Source organism: Metabacillus crassostreae, from assembly GCF_016908395.1.
Taxonomy (GTDB): domain Bacteria; phylum Bacillota; class Bacilli; order Bacillales; family Bacillaceae; genus Metabacillus; species Metabacillus crassostreae.
Genome location: NZ_JAFBDU010000015.1, coordinates 11,560 through 37,669 on the forward strand (window position 1 = coordinate 11,560; position 26,110 = coordinate 37,669).

The 26,110-nt window shown below is 33.9% G+C and carries 25 protein-coding genes; 2 read left to right on the top strand and 23 right to left on the bottom strand.

Going from position 1 to position 26,110, the window contains the following annotated elements; all coding sequences use genetic code 11:
- Positions 1-71: 71 nt before the first annotated feature.
- The 7 genes from JOC75_RS22765 to JOC75_RS22795 form a co-directional block, all read right to left on the bottom strand.
- Positions 72-1,574 carry a tripartite tricarboxylate transporter permease gene (locus JOC75_RS22765; RefSeq protein WP_204956269.1) on the bottom strand — a complete coding sequence of 501 codons (1,503 nt, stop codon included), beginning with the start codon at positions 1,572-1,574 and terminating at the stop codon, positions 72-74.
- Between the two features lie 18 nt (positions 1,575-1,592).
- Positions 1,593-2,042: a tripartite tricarboxylate transporter TctB family protein gene (locus JOC75_RS22770; protein ID WP_204956226.1), complete on the bottom strand. Its 450-nt coding sequence runs from the start codon at positions 2,040-2,042 to the stop codon at positions 1,593-1,595.
- Between the two features lie 128 nt (positions 2,043-2,170).
- A complete protein-coding gene (locus tag JOC75_RS22775; protein ID WP_204956227.1) occupies positions 2,171-3,142 on the bottom strand; it encodes a tripartite tricarboxylate transporter substrate binding protein in 972 nt (323 codons plus the stop codon).
- Positions 3,143-3,448: 306 nt separating this feature from the next.
- On the bottom strand, positions 3,449-4,120 hold the full coding sequence (locus JOC75_RS22780; protein WP_204956228.1) for a response regulator: 672 nt from the start codon (positions 4,118-4,120) through the stop codon (positions 3,449-3,451).
- 77 nt (positions 4,121-4,197) lie between these two features.
- Complete coding sequence (locus JOC75_RS22785) at positions 4,198-5,790, bottom strand: ATP-binding protein (RefSeq protein WP_204956229.1); 1,593 nt, start codon at positions 5,788-5,790, stop codon at positions 4,198-4,200.
- 183 nt (positions 5,791-5,973) lie between these two features.
- Positions 5,974-6,192, bottom strand: coding sequence for a hypothetical protein (locus JOC75_RS22790; RefSeq protein ID WP_204956230.1), 219 nt, complete (start codon positions 6,190-6,192; stop codon positions 5,974-5,976).
- A 98-nt stretch (positions 6,193-6,290) separates the two neighbouring features.
- Positions 6,291-6,455 (bottom strand): hypothetical protein, encoded by a 165-nt coding sequence (locus JOC75_RS22795; RefSeq protein ID WP_204956231.1) that lies wholly within the window; start codon positions 6,453-6,455, stop codon positions 6,291-6,293.
- Between the two features lie 153 nt (positions 6,456-6,608).
- Here JOC75_RS22795 and JOC75_RS22800 point away from each other — a divergent pair, with 153 nt between their 5' ends.
- Both JOC75_RS22800 and JOC75_RS22805 read left to right on the top strand, forming a co-directional pair.
- Entirely contained in the window at positions 6,609-7,790 is a 1,182-nt protein-coding gene (locus JOC75_RS22800) for a DUF4317 domain-containing protein (RefSeq protein WP_146950672.1), read from the top strand.
- Between the two features lie 499 nt (positions 7,791-8,289).
- A complete protein-coding gene (locus tag JOC75_RS22805; RefSeq protein ID WP_204956232.1) occupies positions 8,290-9,072 on the top strand; it encodes a TerC family protein in 783 nt (260 codons plus the stop codon).
- Between the two features lie 138 nt (positions 9,073-9,210).
- On the opposite strand, the gene JOC75_RS22810 is transcribed toward JOC75_RS22805, so the two are convergent.
- From JOC75_RS22810 to JOC75_RS22885, 16 genes are all read right to left on the bottom strand, one after another.
- The gene (locus tag JOC75_RS22810) at positions 9,211-9,444 is read right to left on the bottom strand and encodes an ATP-binding protein (protein WP_204956233.1); all 234 of its coding nucleotides are present in this window, start codon (positions 9,442-9,444) and stop codon (positions 9,211-9,213) included.
- Between the two features lie 156 nt (positions 9,445-9,600).
- Positions 9,601-10,455: a hypothetical protein gene (locus tag JOC75_RS22815; protein WP_204956234.1), complete on the bottom strand. Its 855-nt coding sequence runs from the start codon at positions 10,453-10,455 to the stop codon at positions 9,601-9,603.
- Positions 10,456-10,728: 273 nt separating this feature from the next.
- Positions 10,729-12,063 (bottom strand): ABC transporter substrate-binding protein, encoded by a 1,335-nt coding sequence (locus JOC75_RS22820; protein ID WP_239589636.1) that lies wholly within the window; start codon positions 12,061-12,063, stop codon positions 10,729-10,731.
- A gap of 184 nt (positions 12,064-12,247) precedes the next feature.
- On the bottom strand, positions 12,248-12,880 hold the full coding sequence (locus JOC75_RS22825) for a YesL family protein (RefSeq protein WP_204956235.1): 633 nt from the start codon (positions 12,878-12,880) through the stop codon (positions 12,248-12,250).
- A gap of 33 nt (positions 12,881-12,913) precedes the next feature.
- Complete coding sequence (locus tag JOC75_RS22830) at positions 12,914-13,759, bottom strand: carbohydrate ABC transporter permease (RefSeq protein WP_204956236.1); 846 nt, start codon at positions 13,757-13,759, stop codon at positions 12,914-12,916.
- Complete coding sequence (locus JOC75_RS22835; protein ID WP_204956237.1) at positions 13,760-14,707, bottom strand: carbohydrate ABC transporter permease; 948 nt, start codon at positions 14,705-14,707, stop codon at positions 13,760-13,762. It lies immediately after the preceding gene.
- A 970-nt stretch (positions 14,708-15,677) separates the two neighbouring features.
- Positions 15,678-18,200 carry a phosphatase PAP2 family protein gene (locus JOC75_RS22840; protein ID WP_275580352.1) on the bottom strand — a complete coding sequence of 841 codons (2,523 nt, stop codon included), beginning with the start codon at positions 18,198-18,200 and terminating at the stop codon, positions 15,678-15,680.
- Positions 18,201-19,003: 803 nt separating this feature from the next.
- Complete coding sequence (locus JOC75_RS22845) at positions 19,004-19,723, bottom strand: LytR/AlgR family response regulator transcription factor (RefSeq protein WP_204956239.1); 720 nt, start codon at positions 19,721-19,723, stop codon at positions 19,004-19,006.
- A 1-nt stretch (position 19,724) separates the two neighbouring features.
- Positions 19,725-21,029: a sensor histidine kinase gene (locus JOC75_RS22850; protein WP_204956240.1), complete on the bottom strand. Its 1,305-nt coding sequence runs from the start codon at positions 21,027-21,029 to the stop codon at positions 19,725-19,727.
- 53 nt (positions 21,030-21,082) lie between these two features.
- Positions 21,083-21,232: a cyclic lactone autoinducer peptide gene (locus tag JOC75_RS22855; RefSeq protein WP_204956241.1), complete on the bottom strand. Its 150-nt coding sequence runs from the start codon at positions 21,230-21,232 to the stop codon at positions 21,083-21,085.
- Complete coding sequence (locus tag JOC75_RS22860; RefSeq protein WP_204956242.1) at positions 21,226-21,801, bottom strand: accessory gene regulator B family protein; 576 nt, start codon at positions 21,799-21,801, stop codon at positions 21,226-21,228. Before JOC75_RS22860 ends, JOC75_RS22855 begins: the two co-directional genes overlap by 7 nt.
- A 158-nt stretch (positions 21,802-21,959) precedes the next feature.
- Positions 21,960-24,941 (bottom strand): type 2 lanthipeptide synthetase LanM family protein, encoded by a 2,982-nt coding sequence (locus tag JOC75_RS22865; RefSeq protein WP_204956243.1) that lies wholly within the window; start codon positions 24,939-24,941, stop codon positions 21,960-21,962.
- A gap of 141 nt (positions 24,942-25,082) precedes the next feature.
- The gene (locus tag JOC75_RS22870) at positions 25,083-25,310 is read right to left on the bottom strand and encodes a mersacidin family lantibiotic (RefSeq protein WP_204956244.1); all 228 of its coding nucleotides are present in this window, start codon (positions 25,308-25,310) and stop codon (positions 25,083-25,085) included.
- A gap of 36 nt (positions 25,311-25,346) precedes the next feature.
- Positions 25,347-25,574, bottom strand: coding sequence for a mersacidin family lantibiotic (locus tag JOC75_RS22875; protein ID WP_204956244.1), 228 nt, complete (start codon positions 25,572-25,574; stop codon positions 25,347-25,349).
- A gap of 36 nt (positions 25,575-25,610) precedes the next feature.
- Positions 25,611-25,838 carry a mersacidin family lantibiotic gene (locus JOC75_RS22880; protein WP_204956244.1) on the bottom strand — a complete coding sequence of 76 codons (228 nt, stop codon included), beginning with the start codon at positions 25,836-25,838 and terminating at the stop codon, positions 25,611-25,613.
- Between the two features lie 36 nt (positions 25,839-25,874).
- Positions 25,875-26,102, bottom strand: a complete 228-nt coding sequence (locus JOC75_RS22885; RefSeq protein ID WP_204956244.1) for a mersacidin family lantibiotic — start codon at positions 26,100-26,102, stop codon at positions 25,875-25,877.
- Between the last annotated feature and the right edge of the window lie 8 nt (positions 26,103-26,110).

Here is a 26,110-nt window from a genome sequence, read left to right on the forward strand (position 1 = left end):
ATAACCCAAATGAAGATCACTATTCTAAAATAGTGTCCTACATTCAGGCTAAGACTTAACGATATATTTACTCAGGCATTTAGATTCATATCTTTATCTGCTTTTCTTTTTTGAAAAAACTTCACAATCGCAGGATAGCTAAGTGATAGAATCGTTAAAATTAATAACGTGATTGAAATTGGTGATGAGAAGAAAATACCCAGGCTACCATCTGATGATAAAACTGCTTTACGGAAATTCTGTTCCATATCGGCACCAACAATTAAAGCTAAAACAAGTGGGGCGATTGGGAAGTCAAGCACCTTAAGCATTAGTCCGAATAATCCAAAAATTAATAATAGGAAAAAGTCTATCGCACTATAGCTAAGTGTATATGTTCCAATAAACGCTAATAAAACAATAATCGGATAAAGCACCTTTGCTGGTGTATCTAGAATCTTCACAAGCACACCAACTAATAGAATATTAATAATAACTAAAACAATATTACCTATAAACATACTGTTAATTAATGACCACACTGTAACTGGATCATTTTCAAAAAGCAGTGGTCCTGGTTTAATGCCCAGCATGATTAATGCACCTAGCATAACGGCTGTTGTACCAGATCCAGGTATTCCCATTGTTAGTAAAGGAATCATGGCTCCAACTGATGCTGCATTGTTTGCTGATTCTGGTGCAGCGAGTCCTTCTACAGCACCTTCACCAAATTCCTCTGGCTTTTTAGAGATTTGTTTTTCAGTGGAATAACTAATCATCGAAGCAATTGATCCACCAGCTCCAGGTAGAACACCGATGATAAAACCAAGAGGTCCTGATCTTAAAATTGGCCATTTAGATCTTTTCCATTGCTCTTTACTAAACCAGATTTTACCGACCTTTTTCTTTTCCTTCTTTTGGGCATCAATCGATAGGAAATTATATAGCACCTCTCCTATTGCATAAACACCGATAATCACAATTAGGAAATCGATTCCTTCACTCAGATGAGGAATATCAAATGTAAATCGATAAACACCTGTTTGTGTATCAATTCCTATTGTACTTAATAAAAGACCTAGTGACATCGCGAGAAATCCTTTGACCATTTTTCCGATTGATAGAGATACAATAGCAGAAAGAGTCAGAAGCATTAGGAGAAAATATTCTGCTGGTCCAAATTTCAAAGCAAAGTTAGCTAATGGTTCAGCGAGGAAAATAAACCCGACAACTGCCATAATTCCACCAATAAAGGAGGCTACTGCTGATATCGCCATTGCTTCTCCTGCTTGACCCTTTCTAGCCATTGGATAACCATCAAATGTTGCAGCAATAGCTGAGCCATCACCAGGAGTATTCAATAGTATGGAGCTTCGTGATCCACCATACATCGCACCATAATAAATTGCCGCCATTAGAATGATTGCACTAATTGGCTCCATTCCAAATGTTATTGGAATCAGGACTGCTACTGCTGTTGCAGGTCCCAGACCCGGCAGCATACCAACGATCGTACCCAAAAATCCACCAATAATGACCCACATAATATTGATTGGCTCTAAGGATGTCATTAATCCCTCGAGAAAATTATTCATGTCCATACTTTTCACCTCCTAAGGTAAACTTACACCTAGTAACACACTAAATGCATACCAAGATAAAAACGAGAAACAAACAGTCACAATAATATTTACCTTCCATTTTTGTTTGCCATTGATAACAAATAGTAATGCACCTAAAAACAATACAGTTGATAGTAAGAAACCGATTAAGTCGAAAATAAGCGCATATCCAATACCTAGAAGAACAGTAAATCCAATAAGCTTTGGTGTGCGTCCTGCTAGCATTTGTTTAATCTTGTTATTTTCCTTATCTAGTGTTTTGAACTCTTGAAAAAAATATAAAACACTAAAAAATAATAATAAACAACTTAAACCGATTGGAAAATACAGTGGTCCATTAGGATTTCCCAAGTTCGCTTTTGGTAAATTAAAAGATCCTAATAAAAAAAGGCAGCTTATTAAAATAAAGAATACCGGCATGCCAATTTTAATAACTTTCATAGAAATTCGCCCCCTTCTTCATAGTTCATCTAAGGAGTATCTAATCCAACTCAGATGCTGTCATTAGTGACAGATAACCTCCCCATTGCTCACAGTAATCAAGGGAAGGTTATCTTTCTTACAATCTATTAGTTAATAAGACCAGAGTTATTTACTAACTCAGTATAATTTTTCTCTTGTTCATCTAAAAAGGCTTTAGTTTCTGAACTATTCTTATAGAAGTCATCCCAATCATTATTCTCTAAAACCTTCTGCCACTCATCTGTTTTAACCAATTCAGCTATTTTTTCATCCCAGTAAGCAATTTGTTCTTCTGTCATTTCAGGTGGTCCCATAATCCCTCTCCAGTGTGGGAAAACCATATCAACTCCTTGCTCCTTCCATGTTGCAACATCACCTAGCTCTTCAACTTTTTCTTCAGAAGAAACAGCTAAAATCTTTAATTTCCCTGCTAAATGTTGGTCTTTCACTTCTGATAATGCAGTTGTAATTACATCAACATGATTTCCTAGCAATGCTGTTACAACATCACCGCCACCTTCATAAACCAGGAAATCTAGTTGAGATGGATCTCCTCCAAACTCACTAAAAGCTTGAACAAATGATAAGTGATCATTATTCCCTAATGCAGGACCTACACCAACTTTAAGTGATTTAGGATCTTCTTTTAATTTTTCCATCACTTCAGTTGCTGATGTGAATTCAGAATCAACTGGTACAGCAATTGATATCCACTCAGTAGCTAATGTTGCTATCGGAGTAAAATCCTTATGTGTTAGCTGACTTTGTCCGAGTAAATTATTTGTTAAAAGTAAGCTTGAATTAACAGACATGAAGTGCGCATCCTTAGACTCTAAGTATTTCCAGCCTACCTCTCCACCACCACCTGGCTTATTGATGACGTTAATATTGCTATCAACTAAATTATTATCCTTCAAACCTTGTTGAATAGATCTTGCTGTTAAATCCCAGCCACCACCTGGAGACGCTGGTGCAACGATTTCAATATTCTTACTTGGAAATTCTTTGTTTCCTGAGGCCGAATTCGAACAAGCTGTTAAGATCATCATCAATATTAGTAATATTCCAAACTTCTTCATAAAAAAATAACACCCCTCTTAAACTATTTTTCTACGCCGTTCTTTTGTGGTCAAAGCATTTAAGTGTTTCTTAATATAAACATCGTATCTTGCGAACAGTTTTATGTAAACGTTTTCAAAATATTGAGCTTTAAGTAAATTAAATTTCGTTTTGTTCATTTTGTTCACAGGCTTAAGAAAAGCTCAGGCACCATGTTCATCTCCCAATAAGCATCGACTGGGATAAAGGAGACTCTACGTGAAGTGATGCCCATACCTATGGCCAAATTTCCACACTTCCTGAACTTTAAAAAACTACTATTCATCTTATTTTGAATAGTAGCGTCTTTCTGGTCTCCCAACAATTCCATACACATGCTCTGATGTTGCTTGACCTGTTCCAACTAAATATTCCAAATATCTTCTTGCAGTTGTTCGGGATGCCCCCATTTTCTTACCAACTTCCTCAGATGTAATGCCATCTTTTTCAAGATCAATAACTTCTTGAACTTTTCTTAACGTAACAAAATCGATACCTGAAGGAAGTAATGGTTTTTCAATCTGCTTTTCATTTGCTCCAAATATTGTATCGAGAAATTCCTGATTCACTTCAGATACTGATTCAATTAACTGCTTCTTCTTTACGTAATTTGCCAACGTTTCCTTAAACCGCTCCAACGTAATTGGTTTTACTAAATAATGCTCTACACCATAGTTTCTTGCTTTATTGATAAAAGCCAGATCTGTTGCAGCAGTAATCATGATAATATCCACTTTAGGATAATTTTCTCTAATTTGTGCTAAAAGCTCTGTTCCAAGCTGATCAGGCATATAAACATCTAAAAGAAGTAAATCAACTAGGGAATTTTCCAATAATTCAATGGTTTCCTTTGCATTACTAGCTTTTCCTATCACTTTCATTTGGTTAACTTCTGCTAAATAAGCTTGATGAATCTGTGCCACACGAAAATCGTCTTCTGCTATCACTACATTAATCATCTTCTTATCCCCCTTTATGCTAGAAGCTCTTCTCTAAACAATGCTGCAAAACCTAATTAATTTACATCAAAGATTTACTACCTTTCCTTCGGTAAAAATACAGAAAAAACAGTGCCACCATTTTCTACACTTGATAGTTCAATTGAGCCAGCTAATAGCTCAACCTCCTCCTTCACATTCGCAAGACCATATCCTCTTTTGTCTCCTTTATGTGAAAATCCCTTTTTAAAAATTAACTCTTCTTGATCTTTAGAAATTCCTCTGCCGCTGTCAGTAACCTCAAATAAAATATCGTTTCCAAAATCAGTGACAAAAAAGGAAACATGTTTTTCTTCACTTTCAGCAGCTGCATCAAATGCATTATCCAAAATATTACCGAGGATTACAATTAAAGGCGAAAGCTCAAATGCATCCGAAAGTGGAGATAATGAACTACCATGATCTATATTAAAGTTAATTTTCTTTTCAGATGCTTTTGCAAGTTTCCCAAGCAATATCGCTTGTATTTTCTCATCGTTGATTCTGTTAAAAATCATCTCAGTATGATGTTCATGTGTTTTTGTTTCTTCTTGTATAAATTGAATAACCTCATCTTTTTTACCGAGCTGAATTAACCCAAAAATAACATATAGCTTATTTGTAAATTCATGTGCTTGTGCCCGTAAATCCTCTGAGTATTTCTTCACTTCTGAAAAAGCCTCGATCATCTTTTTCATCTCTGTTTTGTCTCTAAAGCTAGCAACTGTTCCTACCCGTGACCCATCTTCCAAAACGGGCTTTGTATTTACAATCACTGTTTTTTCTTTGTATTGCAGCTCCTGATTACTTTCATCCTTATTTGATTCTAATAATCTTATAATTTCATCTGATGTAATAATGTCGCTAATCTTTTGCCCCTCTATACTGTGTGTGATATCCAATATATTTTGTGCCGACTTGTTCATCATTGTCACGCTGCCATACTGATCAACCGCTACAATTCCTTCTTTAACCGATTGTAAAATGGCATTTCGTTCCCTGTATAATGAAGCGATTTCATAAGGCTCTAAGCCAAGAGTATCCTTCCGAATATTGCGGGCTAACAACAAACTCCCTAGCACACCGATTAATAAAACAAGACCTGCAGTACTAAGCATCTTCTTTATCTCTTTACCTATAAGACTATGTATTTCACTCATATTAAACTCAACAATTACGGCTCCTTCTACCTTCGTATAATCACCGTAATCTAAAACTACTGGTGAGATTCCTCTTAATACCTCTTCCTCACCTTCACCTACATGAACAATATATGAGCTAGCAAAAACTAAAGCTTTATATGTATCTCGAAAATCTGTAACTGAATTTCCACCTTCTACTCCTGCACTAGAAATAACCTGTCGATTTCTATTCTCAACATAGATTCCAGAAGCATTTACTTGATTCAACATCTTATTTACGACTAAATCAAGGTTTTGTTTATTACTTTCCGTACTGAAGGCTTCTTGTACAGCTGGCATAAAGGAGAGAGTTTGTGCCGTTTGAAGCGCTAAATGTTCAGCCTGCTTGACATCTTCATTTGTTTCATTATAAGCAAACATTGCTGTCAAACCACCTAGCACAAGTACAATGAGAAATAAAACAAGGCCTAGAATTTTTGTTTGAAGCGTAACCTGCATTCGTCCTATCATACCAGCCTCCAATTAACATTCCGCAAATGATTTAAAAAGTAAACCATTAACCAAAACACTATGATTTGTTGACATATTAGCTGCTAAAGTAAATTTAGCATCTCAAGAAACTGATAAACTATTAGAAAATATAGATTTTTCAATTTAAGATATTACTAATCATACAACAACGTATATGTTGACTCAATGCTTTGTGGAACAGAAAGTGAGGTCTTTTTCAGTTGGGTATTTAAATAAAAACTTATAGTTCGTGAAGAAAGATGCTGAGGCTAAAAATAGGTTGATGCTTTCTGAAATATTATGCCCCATTTCTGAAGCATTTGTCATTATTTCCTCAAAGCGCTCTGGTACAGCATAAGCAAATCTATAAGCTGCTAGGGTAGCCTGCATTTGTATGTTCACTAGGATCTCCTCCATCAGTACTAGGATCTTCTTTTATTCTTGGTACAAGAGTAGGAGCGACAATTGACACATCAGTCCATCTAAAAAGGCATTTATAATTATAGTAAAGCATTAGTAGTTGTAGCCGCAGACCAACGTAGTTTTCTGATTAATTTAACCACCTCACCAAGACTGGATTCCTCATCAGCCCAAACACTATTACTGTTTCCTTTATCACTATAGCCCACAGATGTAGCATCAGCTGAAATTTCATCAGCTTTCATTAATCCTTCACTTTAATGACGAAATACAAATTGTGTTAAAATAAAAGAATCCGTTAAAAAATAGATATTCGGTAACGAACGCTTACTTTTTATTTTTTAACAAAATTCATTAGCTAGTGAATTCAAATCATTGTGGTTTAGGAGAGGTTTTACGTGAACAAAAAAGATATAGCACAAATTCGCAAGCAATTTAAAATAGATAATGATTTACTCAAAATCTCGAATATATTTAATGTATATATCATGAAAGAAACAAGTGAAATTTATCATCACCAAAGTCAGCCTTTTGAAATGCTTGATCAAGATCAACAAGAACTTTTTATGAATAACTTTAAAAAATTACTTGCAGGGCATTTAGATGAAAAGCTATTTGAACTTAAATTTCAACGTGATGCCGAAAATAGCAGTCAGCTTATTTTGCATCAAGGATTACTTAGTCATGATGTGGATGGTTGGAAGGAGCAAATGCTACAAATTGTAGAGAAAATGTTAAAAAACAGGCAATATGAGATGGATATTGTGATCACTTTTATTCGTGGAGAATATTTAAAACCAACAAAGCGTCGAAGTGAAGAATCTGAGGAAAGTGACAGAGATACTGTTTATTCACATCCCTTTATTTTATGTAGTATAAATAATACACAAGAGCCCAAAAAAGAATTACTTTTTGATTATGTTGAGAGAGAATTTAAGTATAGCTTTGTTGTTGATCCAATTATCAACCTTAATACTCCAATCGCAGGGTTCCTTTTCCCTTGTTTTACTGATCATGCAGCAGATGTGAATCACATTCTCTATTCAGCAGGAAAAGTGCATGAACCTGATCATCAATTCATTGAGGAAGTACTAAATGGCGAAGAAACGATGACGGCAAAGGATGATAAAATCGTTTTTGAGGAAATTATTAAAGATGTAACAGGAGATCAACTAAACACATCCACTCTCTCCAACGTTTATGAAGAAATCAATTTGATGATTCAAGAAAATGAAGAGGAAGAGCAACCAAAATTAGATTCCACTGACGTTCAACGTGTTCTAAAAATGAGTGGTTTAGAAGATATAAGCACAGAAAAGGTAGAATCTGCATTCAAAAAAATAATTGATGATGATAAATACGAACTAAAAGCAAGCAGCATCTTGCCAAAGTTCACCTCAAAATCAATTAAAATCAATACAAAAATAGCCAATATTTCGATCAGTCCCCAAGATTTAAGGTATGTAAAACAAGTCAACTTAAATAACAAACGTTACCTGATGATTGAAGTGGAAGAAGATACTGTAATTGAAGGATTTACGATGATTCCAGAGGCATTTGGTGTGGAGTCAGGGGAATAACTTGAAGCGTACGGAAATCAATACCCTTTGGAATTAAAAATAATAATTGACAGAATACTAATTGTAACTTAGTATTATCCTAACAGTTGAATATTACCTCCTAAGGGGAGTAGCTTTTACAATAAAGTCGTCATTTCGGAGCAATTGCTCTCGGCTTTATCGGCAACCTACGTTGTTAGCAAGACCTTACCTATTTACGGTACAGGTCTATTTTTATGTTTATTAGCCTTTACCATCTTTGGTAGAGGTTTTTTTTATGCAATAAGTAATCTATAAAAGTTTCTACAAATTTTTATTAGGAGGTGAGAAGGATGATACTAGAATAAAAACTACTATTCAGCAGAAGAAAGTTCATTAAAATCTCCGATTGATGTCCTAGTTCTTCTAATGGAGATCATATCGTTTTCATACATGGATTTCAGTTTAATAGAGAGTTGAGAGCAAGAAAAAAATTCAGTAATAATAGATTAACAATTAATATTAAGGGGGCTGTTACAAAGTGGAATTCTCGCTTTTATTAGAATACGGATGGGTATTATTATTATTAATAGCAATTGAAGGACTATTGGCAGCAGATAACGCACTTGTTCTAGCAATTATGGTTAAACATCTTCCAGAAGAGCAAAGAAAAAGAGCATTGTTCTATGGACTTGCGGGTGCCTTTATTTTCCGCTTCGCTTCACTGTTTGCAATATCATTTCTTGTTGATGTATGGCAGGTTCAAGCAATAGGTGCACTTTATCTCTTATTCATAGCATTAAATCACATCTTCAGAAAGTTATTGATTAATAAAGAAGAGAAAAAAGCAGGGCTAGATAAAGAAAAGAAAAAGTCTGGCTTCTGGATGACTGTATTTAAAGTCGAGTTAGCTGATATCGCTTTTGCAGTTGATTCAATTCTAGCAGCAGTAGCACTAGCTGTCACATTACCAAATACTAACCTACCAAATATCGGTGGACTAGATGGCGGGAAATTCCTTGTTATTTTTATCGGTGGATTAATGGGATTAATTATTATGAGGTTTGCAGCAAATTACTTTGTCACATTACTTCACAAAAGACCAGGATTGGAAATTGCAGCATTCGCTATTGTAGGATGGGTTGGGGTTAAGCTAGCTGTATTTACATTATCTCATCCTGATCTTGCGATTTTACCTGTTGGGTTTGCAAAAACACCTGAATGGAAGATTACGTTCTATGTTGTCCTTGTTCTAATCGCTGTAGCTGGTTGGTTCTTATCAAAAGAGAAAAAAGAAGATAACACACATACAGAGGGACATTAATATCTTTATAAATTGATATTCACTAGAGAAGTAATGTGTGTAACCATAAACTTTACCCTCTTTAAATAAAACTACGAGCAATGCCTTAAGTAAAGGTGTTGCTCTTTTTTATCAGACACTTTACAATTTCCTCCACTATTATGTATTTATATGATTAGATATCCTAAACCAAATGTGTTCTCCACCGTATTCAATAGAGTTTCTAGCAGAAATTGATCCATTATGTTTTTCGATGATCGTTTTAGCAATATACAATCCTAATCCTGAATGTCCTTTATCTGAGATTGAGAGCGATTTTCTTATTGAACGACCGATGATTTCAGAGGATTTTTGATGTGGAATAAGGAGAATAACCATACAAAAGATTGCCATTACAGTACCCACAAAAAGTAAGAGGCTTCTCTTAAGTTTTAAACTTATAAGAAGCCTCTTTATTATGAAATAGGTAATTTTTTTAACTCTTATTAAATTCATCAAGCTTTGAGTAATTCTTTCACACTTATTTAACTTAATTTAGCAGAAAACCGTTCACTGTTTCTTAAATTCAAAACAATTTTCTATTTTTGTAATAAAAGAGTTCGCATAATGTGTCCAACAGAGCAACAGAGTTGCCAGCACTAGATAGACAATTGTATAAATCAAAAAGGGTATCTCAATTACTAGTACACCTATGTAATACAATGGCAAATCAATTCCGAAAACCAAAGCAGGTGCAAGTAAACGCCAACGAAGCTTCTGGAAAAACATTACGCCTACACAAAATATTAAGCCTTTCATCATACCCATTAATGCTGAAATGAAAATGTTATCACGATAAACATTTTCAAAAAAACCATATTCATAATGACGAATGGAAAGAACAGACATTATGTACATCACAGTACCCGCACCTCCCCATCCTTGCATCCACAAAGATAGAAACCTTATCCACTTATTACCTAACTTAAGAGATCGTAACCAGAATTTACTTAAGAAGAGGAAAATCATGACGGAAATAAACGTATATTCTCTTCTCCACCAATTTGTATAATAAATATTCAACCATTCAAATAACTCTCCAACTCCCATCAAAATCATTGCAAAAAGTACAAGCCAGCGTAATCGAAGCTGATAAACCGCAACTACCATGCCTAAGACAGGAATGACAAATAAATTTGAGACAATTGCACCAAGTACATTATCGTAATACCTTACTTCGAGAACTTCAGGAACATAATAATAGCAATTTCCTATAACCATTACAATAAACTCTCCTACATATACTATTCCAGAAAAACTCAGAAATAATACAGTTATACCAAATTGACGTTTGCGAATAATAAGGTTCATTAATATGATTATGCTTACTACAGCAAGAATCAAATAGGGGACATAGTTAGGCATTGCTTTGAATTCCTTTTTTTACTATTATCATATCCAACTGACCATTTAATAATTCCCGGCGGCTGTCACCAACCGAAAAATTGTCTAATCTTACATTTAAATTTTAGAAGGTGGACCCCAGTAACGGATTGGAACTTGTATATGTTTAAAAGTAATCGTCATTTCTTGTTATCTAGCGATTCTTGACCTTTAAAAATCAGATCAACTAACAAGATAACTTATGACACGAAAAGAAAAAGAGCTGAAACAAAGTGTTTCAACCCTTTAACCTATCTACTGCATATTTGCTTCAACTGTTTCCTGTGCTTTCTTTAAAGCTTCTTCAGGAGATTCAGATTTCTGTCTTAATACATTATTTAATGTATTGGTATTTAATTCTGTTAGAACATCTGGATATTGTTCTGTAACGTTAATTCCACTAATTTCATCTTTGACCTCTAGTAATGTATCAAAGATATCTGTACCGAAGTATTGATAGAATTTGTTATCCTCTTGAACTGCAGGATCTTCCCAAACATCCCAGCGAGGTGGGTCAAACCCTAGAACTGTCCATAGTTTAATATTTGCTTCCTTAGAAAGTTTTGCAAATGCTAGGAACTCTTTTGCAAGCTCAGCATGCTCTGTTTGATTTGTGACAACTGTACCTGTTCCTCCAATACCTACTGAGCGATCTCCTCCTTCTTCCCAAGCAGGCATTGGTCGAATCACCATTTTTCCTTTTAAGTCAGGCATATAATCAGTGAAACGTCCCATATACCACATAGGCATGGAGATAGAAGCCGCTTTTACTTCATTCATAAATGCATAGAATTCTTCAGCATGTGGTTCACCACCAGGTGTTAACTCAGCAATTTTATGTGTAGTAAGCATATCATTTAACAAAGATAGTGTTTTGATGTTTTCAGGGCTATCTATTGTTAAATTACCCTCATCATCAAATAAGTCAGAGCCTTGTTGACTGATCATTTGTTGGAAAGTAGTTGCATCACCAGTATGAACTGTAGTCATAACAGCATCAGTGCTTTCAACAACTTTTTTACCGGCTTCTACATAGTCATCCCAAGTTTTGATTGAATCAATATCAACACCCGCTTGATCCATAATTTCTTTGTTATAATACATGACAGTAGCACCAACATGTGTAGGCATACCGTAGTAATTTCCATCTTTGGCATATATGTCAAATCTTGATTGAATGAAATTATCCATCTCAGGTTCAACATATTCATTCATAGGTAAAAGCTGTGGTTCACCTTGTAAAAAATTCGGAAAACGGCCTACTTCAATATCAGAAATATCAGGTGCACCTTTACCAGCTTGTAGCGCTAATAATAAGTTGTTATGCATTTGATCGTAAGGGAATGTTTCAGCAACAAGTTTAATTGGTTTATCTGGGTGAAGTTCATTCCACCTGGGAACTGCGTCCTTAAAGAAATCCATGTGCAATTCAACAAATGTCCAATACTTTAATTCAGTTGCATTTTCAACATCTCCACCTATAACTTCCTTTTCAGTTGCCTCACCAGATGCTGAGTCTCCTCCACCATTACATGCTGCTAATACAAAACACATAAGTAACCCTAAAAATACTGATAATGACCTTTTCAATTTTCTTCCCCCTTGGTTATCATTTTTAAAAGCCTAGAGTTCTTTCATAATGAGTTGAATTCGATAGATTCACCTCCCTTAAGTCTGCTAACTATAGGATAAGCGCTTACAAATTAACAATTATGCACACTCATAGCTGAATTTATTTTCACTTCAGGTAGGAAATAATAGGAACTACAACATTTTACAGCGACTTCACCTTTAGTCCCTGATCCATTTTATGAAAAACCCGTAACGTAACCCACATCACTCCTATTCCTAAGGTACTAATCGTGAAAAACGGAATAATCCCTGGATAGCTTAAAGATAGATACAATATTGAATAAATCGCCAAGCCGCATATGAAGGTATAATGGATTTTTGATAAACCTACAATAATAGCATTCTTAATATGTTGTTTCCATGTAGCCTTATAATGAACGAGCATTGGAAAAGCCCAAATTAATAGAATCATATAGAAGAAAACCATTAAGTAAAATGCGAAAGGAGTTACAATAGAGAATGCACTTACTGAGTTCTTCATTATTTGATAATTAAAGTACAGAATAAACCCGGTCATAGTTAAAATCCATCCCAATATATTGGCTGTAGCAAATTCTTGACGATATGTTTTCTTAAACGTTTGGAATATTTTAATATCATGTTCACCGAGAATCCACTTTCGAGCTACACTTAACATAGCGGCAGTAGATGGAAAGATACCTACCACAAATAATCCAAGAACTGAAAAGAAAATCCATACTACATTTAGTACGACAAGGCGGTAAATCCATTGAAGAATAAAATCTAACTTTGATACAATTTCTTTACCATTCATATCAATATTCCACCTCTTTTTATCGCAATAGATTTACCCCTTAACTCCACCAACTGTAAGACCTGCAACAAAGTAACGTTGGAAAAAGATAAAAAGAATAATGATTGGGATAATTGTCATAACAGAACCTGCAATAAGTACATCATAATTATTCCCGTAAGGTGTTAATAACGTTGCTAAGCCGATCGGTAATGTAAACATATCGTTCGATCTTAAAACAATTAATGGCCACAGGAAATTGTTCCAACTTCCTAATCCTTGAAGAATTGCCATCGCTGCCATCGATGGTCCCATAAGCGGTAGCATAATTTTAAAGAAAATTCCATACTCTGTAGCTCCATCAATCCTTGCAGCATCCATTAATTCTTTAGGAAGACCAATGGCATATTGTCTGAAGAAGAATACTGCTACAGGTGCAACTACAGCAGGTAGAATAACAGCTGTGTATGTATTGATTAAATTTAAACTAATCATTAATTGAAATAGTGGGAGCATAAGAATTTCAAAAGGAACCATTAAAATAAATAACACAAATCCAAAAATTACATTTCTTCCTTTAAAGTCATATAACGCAAGTGCATACCCGACCATTGAAGAAAAAAATAACGATAAAATAATCGTAATCGCTGAAATGGTCAAACTGTTCATGTACCAGCCCCAATAATTACTAGCTTGTGTAAAAATATACGTGTAGTTATTAAAACTTAATGTACTAGGATCAAAAACCAAACTAATTCCATTTCTCATTAATTCGGAAGAAGGTCTAAGTGATGAAATTAACAAATTTAAAATAGGGAACAACGCAATAAATGAAATGATGCAAAAGCCTATGTTAATTAACCAAACGACTAGTGTATTCTTTTTCTTTTTCTTTTTCATTTACTCATCCCCTTTCTTAAATGCTCCAGTTAAAATAAGTTGGATGAAGCTAACCGCAAAAATAATTAACATTAAAACAACCCCGATTGCTGCACCAAATCCCATATCATTTTGCTGAATTCCTTGCTGATATAAATAACCAACAACAGTTAATCCGATATTTCCTGGGGAACCAGCTTCCCAGAAAACAAAACTTTCTTCAAACATTCTAAAACCATTTATAACCGAAATGGTTGTTACAAAGATTGTCACTGGCTTTAAAAATGGTAATGTGACATAAAAGAACTTCTTAACCGTTGATGCACCATCCATTTCAGCTGCTTCGTATAATTCTCTAGGAACATTTTGAAGAGCAGCTAAGAAATAAAGAATATTCACACCCATCCAACGCCAACTGCAAAGAAGAACCATTAGAAACATACCTGACCAAGCGTTATATCTCCAATCAACAGACTCTAGACCTATCCAATTTAAGATTTGGTTAGCCACTGCTGTGTCCGTTTCACCAAACATGAGTCTAAACACCATACCAGCTACAATCGTTGAAGCTAATGCAGGTAAAAACAAAGATGCACGGAATAATGTTTTAAATTTCACAAGCTTAGAATCTAGCAATACAGCTAGAATAATTGGTGTGATGACTAAGATGAGAACGGTTAGTAAAACGTAGATTGATGTATTTGAGAGTGCCTTATAAAAGGTTGGATTAAGAACCCTAGAATAATTAGACATTCCTATATATGTTGTTTGCCCTGGAAGTACTCGCTGAAAGCTCATGATGATTGCTTGTATAGAAGGATATAAAGATAAAACCAAAAAAGAAAGAATAAAAGGAGAGACAAAAATATACGGTACTACTTTTTTAGAATTAAGAAATTTCAACACTTTATTTGTTCTATTTGCTGTTACAGTCATTTCAGGTGATGTATTCTTCGAAGTAGGTAACATGTTAAAAACCTCCCTTTGATACATAGTAGCTTAAAACATCTTAAGTGCATGCCAAAAACTCACAATACATACTTTGATATTTTGGATCTAAGACAGTTTAAAGCGAGATCGAAATGAGTACTAGAATAGAAATATGAAAGAAGTCATGCTTTTTATAATACTTGAATTAGATTACCACCCCTTCGGAACCCATTTGTTGGCAACGCTTACACAACTAATTAAAGAAACATTTCATACGTACAAATATCACCACAAGTTATTTTGTACGAACAAATATAAAACTTATTTGCTAACAACTCATACGCATGTGTTGTTATATTTTTATTATAAATAACTGAATATTGAATTTCAAGTATTTTCTAAATATTTGTAAATTGTGAAAAAATTGTCTAATTTTGTTACATATCAACTTAATAGCTCCTTATAATTAACTTTAACAAAAACCAGTATTTTACTATTCATCATAACAACTCGACTTATCATCACCTCTAACTTGTAAGTACATGTTAACTAAAGCATATACCTACCAAGAAGCTCTGGTTTACAGTCATTGTTAATATCGAACATTTCTACCTAGTTCAAAAAATTATCCTATAAAAACATAAGTTAAGTTAATACATTTGGTATTGAATGTAGAATAATCTGTACAGTGTCGAATACTCGCAAAAAAAAGCTTCCCACAAGTTTGGATATGGTTCCCCGTAACGCTCTAAAGATAGCTAAATAGTTTTTTATCGCTACAGCCATTGAATTTAGCATGTGTTAAAGATTAAGTTAAAGGATGAACTGACAAAAAGGATTGTTGTTCCGTATAAGGAAAAGTATCGTCAATCAACAAAGGAAATAGATTGTCTGTGATTTCGTATGGTAATGATTTAGACGGATACAAAGTTAAAAAAAGAAACCAAATCAATTGTGATTTGGTTTTCTAATCAGTTTGATATTTTCATATATTTATCTACCTAAATGATTATGCTATTCTTTTTCTCATGAAGAGGAAGAACAAGCCACTTAGTAAGAGTAAAAACCCTCCTAATAAGTACTGATAGTGCGTAGTAGCAGTTTCCGGTAGTTTTTGTCCGTCGTCCGTTACAGAGTGCTTCGTTAAGTCAACACTGGATAGTTTCTTTGGAGCTTCTGAGTCCTCAGGATCTTTTGGATCGACAGAGTTTTCTTGATCTTCAGGAGCTTCTGGGTTGACAGGTTTTTCAGGATCTTCTGGATCGACTGGACTTTCGGGATCCACAGGATTTTCTGGGTTGACAGGGCTTTCGGGATCTTCTGGATTTGGTGAAACTGGATCAGAAGTACCGATTTCTTTAATATGTGCAACAACACTATTATTTTTATAAGTGACTGTTACCTCGTAATCATCTGCAGTTACATTATCGAATTTACCTTCCACCTTGTCAGCAGTCATTAAAGTAATATCCGTAGCCTTGTCTATTTCATAATTAGAAAGATCTAAATTCAGATCCCCACCATCAAGGTATACTAGTCCATCTACACTTAGTTGAGTTTGGTCATTATCCATTGCAATATCTAGACTTCCAGCTTCCATTGTTAAGTTACCGTTTAAATTCAGAGGTTCTTCTACATTAACTAAAACTGTACCATTCTCTACATAAAGATCGCCTTCACCAAAAGCAGTTGCAGAAGTAGCTTCTAACGTTCCTCCTTGCAGTAATGTTCCTCCTGAATAACTATTACTTCCTGTCAATGTAAGTGTACCTGTCCCTTGCTTTGTAAGCATACCACTGCCAGTTATATCGTTTCTCCACCAATCATGGGCATTAAATCTTCCTTTTGAGGCGTCCATGTTCACTGTTACATTGTTTAAAAACGCACCATATCCATCAGATGCTGTTACTAAATCAATTCTTCCCCAACCATTTGATTCGTCTATTACAGGGTAGCCTGATTCAATTTCTGTGGTATACAATACTTCTCTACGTTGTTTATCAGTCAAATAAGGCTGACGAGTTTCCAATAAAACTTCAGCCCCTTTAGGTACTACCGGGTCTAAACCTTTTACACCATTTTGAGGCAATCCGTATGTAAGTTTTTCTCGATAGAATGCTTTATTTGCCTCATGATCTTCCCATTTTTGTTCATCGTATGCACTTTCAAACGTATAATCCTCTGTTACTGTATGTGCATATTCGTACAAGCTCATTCCTTTTGATGAAGCCAATTCACCGAATACTTCTCCAGCATTTTTATAAGCCTTATCCAATACCTCTTGGTTTTGTTCAAGGTTGTATGCGTAGGCAGTCATTGCAGTTGATTGTATTCTTGCTCCTATAACATCAAGTGGCGAGTGCATACCAGACACTATTCTATTTTCTCCCATTTGAGCTGCTCTAGTTAAAAATTCAGCAAATCGTTCAGGTGTTGCGTATGCAAATCCGAATGTTGACAAATAAGCTGCACTTGTATGTCCACTTGGAAAAGCTCCGTCTTTACCTCGCCCGTCTTCCGCTTTTCTTTTTACATACTCTAATGCAGGAATGACTTTTACATTTGTTTCGTATTGTTGGTAATGTCTTTCTCCCGTTTCTTTTTTGCCGCCTGAAGGTAATTCTTCTACTTTACTTTCACCACTACCAATTGTCGCCCATACAGGTAAACCATTTTCATCAACAACTTCTTTCACTTCTCCATCTGAATTTATTCTGTAAGGCCTTGGAGATGAGAAAAAGTACTTAGAAGGATTTGAGGAAGAAGGATTTCTAAATCTAATTAAACTCACTAAATCCATCGCATCTGATAGTTTAGTCTCCTCCCATTGCCCCATTCCTTGACTCTGATCCTCAACAGTCGCTTCTTCCAATACTACATTCATGTCCTCTTTTGATCTAACAACACTTGTGATCGGTTTAACGATATCTACATAGGTGTTCGCTAAAGGCCCATAAGCTTCCATCATACTATAGATCTTATCTCTTTGATCATCATAATAAGCCGCTAACGCCTCTTCATCCGTTCTGTTTTTAGTAACGTCTTCTACATATTTAATATTAGCTCTCCAAGTCTCTGAATCTCTAATTTCTTCGTTAGCATATGTTTTCTTATCCGCTACTACCTTTGTACTATCATTTTTATATCCATCAAAATAAACGGTAGGTCCGTCACCATATTTAGCAACCTTACCATTTGCACCTGGTACAGTTAATGCTGTTCCGTCTCTCCAATCTGGTTGATTCAAAGACCAGACTTGATCAAAACCATCTAAAATACTAATAAAAGGATTAGTCGCAGCTATATTCTTTAAGTGCGAATCATTAGCATTTCCGCCGTGATCTACTGCTGATAATAGTTGCTCAGCTTCAGGAGGGTTTGTATTTATTTCTCCAGTAGTCCCTTGTGGCTTTGACGGCTTTGATTGCTCCTGACCAGAATCTTGGCTAGCAGCCAAAACTGGAAGGTCAAAAGAATTCATAGTTAGTACTGCAAGTAGTAGTAGTACCGATATTTTCTTCGTGAATTTCATACCTGTCATTTCTCCTTTTCTATTATAATTTTAAACTGCAAATTCCACTTTAAGGTATGTTTGTTAAATTAATGTAGGGAAACTGTTGAAATTTGGTGAATTTTATGTAAAGGTAAGGAGAATTATTACGAAAATTAGCAAATTTTTTGGTTTGATATGCTATCAATGAAATGCTATAAATTTTGTTTCTTATTACTTAAGCACAAGAAAAAGACTTCTCAAAAGTTTAAAAACTAGATGAGAAGTCTCAAATTTAAACATTATTTTGTTAGCAAAATCCTTTAATTTCCTTATATCAAGGGTTTGAGGGCATGATTACATCATGCCGCCTGTAAGCTCTGAGAGTTTAATATCGTTGACAAGAGATGTAAAAAGCGCGGTAAAACAACGTTTTAAAAATTATTTATTGCAACATCTTCATTCAGACCTAATCTTAAAATAACTTGCTCTTCCACTATTTCTTGAAGTAATTGTCGAAAATAGTATCTTAGGGTTTTCAACCTCCCTATAAGAATAGTAATTTATGTAATTATATCTTTATAATCTTCTACTTCTTGTTTATATTTCCCCAAACTATTCCAGTAATATCAATAAAGGCAATGATAACAATGAAAGTCGCAGACCAAAAAATAACAAATAAGCATCCCTTATAATGGGATGCTCGATATTAATACCTTCAATGTGAACGAACATTTTATTTTAAGAGCCTCTCTCTTCCTTAACAAGACTAATATATAAAAAATTATAATGCTTATGTATGTTATCAGTTGGCCTCATCAACAAATCTCCATAAATATATCCATTCACTTTAATAGACCTTTAATCAGCCGGGCTGATGCATAGCAAACTTCCCCATTATCTAAAAAAATGACTCTTTCTTTTGAATCGATGTTTTGAATCTTGCTTTTATTTACAATAAAAGATTTGTGACAGCGATAAAAATCCGAATGTAAATCTTCATAATTTTTTAAGCGACCGTAAAATTCGATATGTTCATTTTCTAAGTGCAAGATAATTTTATGTGAATCTGGCGAAGCTTCGAAAAAATATATATTCTGAAAATCAATATTTTGAATACGCCCATTCGTTTTGATTTGTAATTTTTGAATAGTATCTTGTTCGCCTATCTTCAAATAACGTCGATGCGCTTCTTTTAATGTAGACAAAAGCTTCTCTTTTAAAATATCTGGATTGTCTTTAATAATAAAATCTAATGCTGCCAGCTTATAAATAAATGTAAGATAACTCATTTCTGCATGTGTTGTAATAAACACCATGCTGGCAATAGGATCAGTCTCTCTAATCTGGCTTCCTAATGCGATGCCTGTCATTTCATGATTTAAGTCTATATCTAAAAAGTAACAATCAGCTTTTCCACTCTTTAAAAATGAAAGGACATCATCAGGGTTGTTTGTAGCAAGAACAACTTCCATCCCGTTATCTTCCATCATTGCATAGTTTTCGATTGTTTTTTTTACTCTTTCTAATTGAACTAAATCATCTTCACAAATAACAATGTCCATCTTACCTACACCTTTCAAAAGCGATTTCTTGAATGAATTGAGGAGAACTAATTTTCGTATTCAAACGAACATTTTTCAATTCATTTTTCATCTGAAGTAAATTAGCTAATCCTAGTCCTCGATTTTCCCCTTTTGTAGAGAAACCTTCTTGGTAGATTTCATGTACCTTTATATTTGTTTTCTCATCAAAAGTGTTTGTAACAACGAATAAGACCTCTTCATTCATCTTAATAAATGCTATACGTACTTCGCCATTTTCAATTTCTCGTGCAGCTTCAATTGCATTATCCAACAGAATACCGATCATTCGGTTTAAGATGATTGGATCTACTGAAATATCCGTAATTTCCTCCACAATCTCAAGATAAAACGGTACACGATGAGATTGTGCCTGTAAAATTTTCGTTGTTAATAATCCTTTTAAACTATTTATTTTCATGTTTTTTAGTTTCATCATAGCTTGCTGGTTTAGCTGTTCCTGATGGTTTGCTTCTAAAATATGATCGTAAAAGTATGTATGTAAACCATCGAAATCCTTGTCATCAATAAATGTACGTAAAGAAGATAAAATATTGACGTAATCATGTTTAAATTTGCGCATATCCTGATTAATTTGTTCAAGCGATGCAACATAGGATTCGAAATTCCTCATTTCTTGTTCACGTTGCTTCATTTTAAATTGTTTAAATGCTAAATATGAAAGTACAACTATACTAATCGCTAGTAGTACAAAGTAAACTAGGAAAAGTGCTAGATTATTTTGCACGCTCTCATAGAAATTATCATAATCAATTGCCATGATATTGATGTAAATAAAGACTACTGTTGCAATACCCAATAAAAGAAAGATATAAGAAACATAGTTATTAAATACCCAGTGACTAATTAAATATTTCATTATTTGTTTGTAGCAAAAAGCGAACGTAATAGCAAATACTATTAAAAGTAATAGATAGCCTATAAAAACTATCTCCTGATTTCCTATGTCATGAAGTAAACGAAAAGCTATTATATAAGATAGATTATCGCTGATTACTAAAAGAATGAGCGACATAAGCATATGAAAAAAGAATCCAATTATTTTTGTTTTTAGGTAGATCATAATGGCTAAAATGATTACTAAATAAAATACGGATGTTGAACCAATAAATTGAAATAATATACATATTGGTAAAAATATAACAAAGATAATAGTTAAGAGTTCTTTTTTTGACCACTTCAAGTCTAATACATATGTGTAGAAATATAATAATAATGGCATCTGAATAATGACTGTTAATAGAGAGTGAATCGTTAATAAATCCATTCTGCACTTCCTTTAACAATTTTTACTATAACCATTATATACCAGATCCCTATTTAAAGTTCAATATTTTTTAATTCTTCTGGCAACTCTATTTCATCAAATAATCCAAGACACATTATATTAACGCTGCTCTCTGCAATTCCAATAAATGCTGCTGCACTCATAATAGCTAAGTGTTTAAACCCTTTTAAATATTTTAACATTTGATTTCCTCCTTTGTATTTAACCAAGAATATATAATAATAAATGTTTCAAGTAACATTCCACCAACTATAAATTTTGAAATGGTTAGGGGAAGTACTATAATTGCTATCATCGTTAGTAAGAACCTTTTATACATTTTCTTTCTTAAATAACTAAAATGCCTAACACTTCTTATTTTATTTTTCTGTGAACTAATCGGTGCCAATAATGAAAGCACTCCTATACAAGCAAAAAATATAATCCAAATAGAATTTAGTGAGAACTCCACTATGTTAAAGATATGTGTAAAACCGAGGAATAGAATTGTACTTGCTACCAAGCAGGTTTTAAAAGAAGTACCATGTAACCCAAAAGCTACTTGTCGGAAATAGAAAAAACCTATATGGACTAAAGCTAATTGCCATGCTACCCCAAGAATAAGGGCAAGTGTATAAATAATAGCAACCTTCTTGAAATCCATCATAAAAATACGAAATCCATGAATCAATTTGATTTCTTCAAGTTCTGAAAAATTCCGATATTTTCTGTAATGGTTTAATAATGCCTGTTCCTTTAAAGTGTAGACCATTTTATTCCCTCCTTTTCTATCTTTATTTTAATAAATATGATACTAGTATTGATATTTATCCCATATAAACCTACTTTTCTATAATATACGTACCAACTTATAGATTTTTATTACTTAAACGTAGACTTTTTCCCCTCAAACGTAAAAAGCCTTGGAAGTTAATCCAAGGCTTCATCTAACCCTAATGTTAAAATGGAAGGTATCTCTTTTGGGTTATTAACTCTTAACAATTGATATCCAATCCCTGCCAAACCATTAAACAAACCTTTTGCTTCAAAATCACATACGTTCTCTACCCCATAATCAGATTTTGTAATAATAGATTCTAAAATTTCATTTGCCAAAGAAACTGCTTTATCTTTATATCGATCATTATTTAACTTTTGACTAGCTAGTAAGTATAATTCAACATCTCCTAAATTCCCATCTTTTAACGAATTGTTTTGCTTTTTTTCTTGTTTTTCTAACACGGTAAATGCTTCTTGAATAACTAAAGAATATTTCTCTTTATCATTTAGTAAATGACTAATCCCAATTCCTGTTGTTCCATGTGTCCATGAATGCTTATACTGAGGGTTTTCAACCCTTACATCTCTCCAGCCTTTTCCTTGAACAAATAATTCTTTTTCATAATCTAAAGCATCTAAGGAGATTTCCATTAAATGTTGATCATTCAAGGCCTTTCCTGCTGCATATAATGCTAATCCGATTCCGGAAGCACCGTGTGACAAACCTCCTAATCTTGTATTTGTATGTCTATTAACCCATACCCTAGTTCCCTTTCTACTAGTTGAATTGGATAATAGGTGTTGAACATATGCATGAATAATATCTTTATAAATCTCCTCTTTCGTCTCCTTATACAAAGTGGCTGCCAAGCATATAATCCCTGCTGAACCACCTAAGAAATCTAATTCTTTATCATTGCTTATTTCATGAAGCAATTTTGATTGAATTTTTTTTATCTGATTATCATATCTTGATTCAGGAGCAATCTCCTGCATTTTATGAAGTGTATACAATAATGAACATTCCCCAAAAAATGCTGAAACTAATCCTTGAGGTTGTTTAAATGTTTGGTAGGCTGACTCCATTGCTGCTTGAGCTGTAGCCCTATACTTCTCCTGCTTTGTTTCTTTATATAGTTGCGTAAAGAATAAAGCTATTCCTGCCAACCCATCATATAAATTTATACTCATCGGCGTGACATTCCAAGTATTTTCATGACTTTGAATAGTTAGCCATGATACTGTTTTTTGATCATCAGACCATGTTGCTTCATCAATCAAGTAATCTCCAATTTGACATGCGAAATCTTTTAATGAAGTCACTTGATGACTAGGAAACAGCTTATTTTCTAACTCTTTAGAAGCCTTGACATCTTGTAGATTTACTCCTATAGCTAATATTAGCCATCTTTTTTGATCTTGAATTTCTTTTTCAGATAAGTTATTAATTTTTTCTGTTACTATTTCTAGACCGGTTTTTTGAAAGAAATCAGGAATGCTCTTATGATGACTTATATATAGCTTTTTACTATCAACAGTTGTATAGAAGTATGGAATATCCCTTTGTAATAAGTCCTTCAACTCATGCGGTATTACTCGCTTATCTTTAAATGGATAAAACCATAATCGCTCAAATAATTGTTCTAATGCTACTTGTTTTGTTGAATAATCAGGATGTGTTGCCTCCATTAAGAAATTTGCATATTGTTGTGTAGCTCTTAAAATAATTCTAACTTTGCTTTTTGCAAAGCTTTGAATTGGACCTTCAATCAGTTCCTTCTTAAATTTTAAAATGAATCGCATCATTTGTTCATATCCATCAATAATGTGAGATAAATAAGCTTGTGTATCCACTTTTTGACCATTTAAATAGGGAATGTTTTTCGCTCCTGTAGTAAAACCTTCTTTCATCTTAAAGACCATATCATCTGTGTTTGCTTGATCTATTTGTAATACTGGAAATGGTAATTTTTGAACTTCCCCATTTAAAGCACTTAAATCAATGCCTCTCCCATCCGCATTTTGGAATAATGACTGAGGCAGTAGCCCTGTTCCTATTACCGATTTACTTTGAGCATATTTCAACTTGATTTCAGCACTATCTGGAAAATCTAATTCTGGATATTGGTGAAAAATAGTTTCTAAATCTATTAAATATGGATATTCTCCATTCGCAATGATATTTTCATAATGCATATCTGCTCCATTAATCATATGCATTAGTCCTACCAGCTGTCCAAAGCGTGTATAGTATCTTGTAACTTCTTCTTCTGATTCACATGGTTTTTGAATAATACATTCTTCAAATCCATATTCGTCATAGTCTAATACTGTATACGTTGGTAAGCTAATAGTAGCATTCTGTTGGTTAATCCATAATATTAACTCATTATATTTTCCGACAATTTCCAATGATTTTGGTTTGTACATAATAGACTTTTCATTGGAATAATTTAGCTTTGCTACAGTTTGCCCTTTTTGATGGGTATCTCCTAATCCAATGCTGATATTTAGTAATTTCGCTCCCTTTAAATCAAACTTGTGATCCAGATCCAGCCAGTTATCATTTAATCTGTTAAATAAAGTTGTGATATTATGAATGAAAAACTCTGTACGTTCTAAGCAAGCTCTTTTTAACAAAGGATACTCATCATAGAATCTATGTAAGCAATCTATATTTCTAGCATGGTTTCTAATAAATGATTCAAATCTTTCCCCAGGTGTTTCACCTTTTAGAGTTTCTCGCAATTTCTCAATTTGTAATTCTAATGTTACTGTTTTAGAAACGAGTCCAACCAACTCAGTAGCAATAGCATCAGCTAGAGATTGTTTAATCTTGTTCCATCCGTATCGCTCATTAAGCTTTTGGGTTAGTTGAATTTCTGTTTCAATCTTTTTAATTGCATATAGGGTGAATGGGTAAATAAACTCCACTAAAGTTGGCTGTTCTAATTTTTGTTGCATTTGACTATATAGCTTCATTCCTTCATCTATTATATTTACATCCCAATTCTGATTAAGGTATCTACTAAATTCATTAGTGAAATCACTAATATTATCAATCAAAGGTTTGTCTTTATTATTTTCAGATACTTGTAAGCTATTCTTTTCTTTCATTTGCTTTAACAACATTGCATTCACTCTCTTTCATAATTTCATTAAATAATCACGAACTACTTATCTATTTATAAAAGTAGGTCCTGATTATTTTTGAAATAGAGGGGAAGATCCTTCCCCACGCTTTAAATCTAAGAGCTAATAAAAGCTATTAAACTAGCAAATTTTAATAGATGTTGTTAATCCGATGATTACGCCTACACATAATGGTGTTGTTTCTGGCTTTACGTCTGCTGCGCCTTGGATCTGTGCTAACTCTTCTTCTGTTAAATCTCCAAAGCTTTTTCCTGATGGATGTACTGGTGAATTCGCGAACTTTTCTCGAACCTGTGGATCCTTCCAAGCTGCGATGATTTCTTCTTTAGTTAAGTTTGTGTTTGACATTTTTCATTTCTCCTTTTTTTGGGTTTTTATTTTTAATTAGCAAATTTTGATAGATGTTGTTAAACCGATGATTACCCCTACACATAGTGGCGTTGTTTCTGGCTTTACGTCTGCCGCACCCTGGATCTGTGCTAACTCTTCTTCTGTTAAATCTCCAAAGCTTTTTCCTGATGGATGTACTGGTGAATTCGCGAACTTTTCTCGAACTTGTGGGTCCTTCCAAGCTGCGATGATTTCTTCTTTTGTTAAGTTTGTGTTTGACATTTTTTCATTTCTCCTTTATTGGGTTTTTATTTTTAATTAGCAAATTTTAATAGATGTTGTTAAACCGATAATTACTCCTACACATAAAGGTGTTGTTTCTGGCTTTACGTCTGCTGCGCCTTGGATCTGTGCTAACTCTTCTTCTGTTAAATCTCCAAAGCTTTTTCCTGATGGATGTACTGGTGAATTCGCGAACTTTTCTCGAACCTGTGGATCCTTCCAAGCTGCGATGATTTCTTCTTTTGTTAAGTTTGTGTTTGACATTTTTTCATTTCTCCTTTATTGGGTTTTTATTTTTAATTAGCAAATTTTAATAGATGTTGTTAAACCGATAATTACTCCTACACATAAAGGTGTTGTTTCTGGCTTTACGTCTGCTGCGCCTTGGATCTGTGCTAACTCTTCTTCTGTTAAATCTCCAAAGCTTTTTCCTGATGGATGTACTGGTGAATTCGCGAACTTTTCTCGAACCTGTGGATCCTTCCAAGCTGCGATGATTTCTTCTTTAGTTAAGTTTGTGTTTGACATTTTTCATT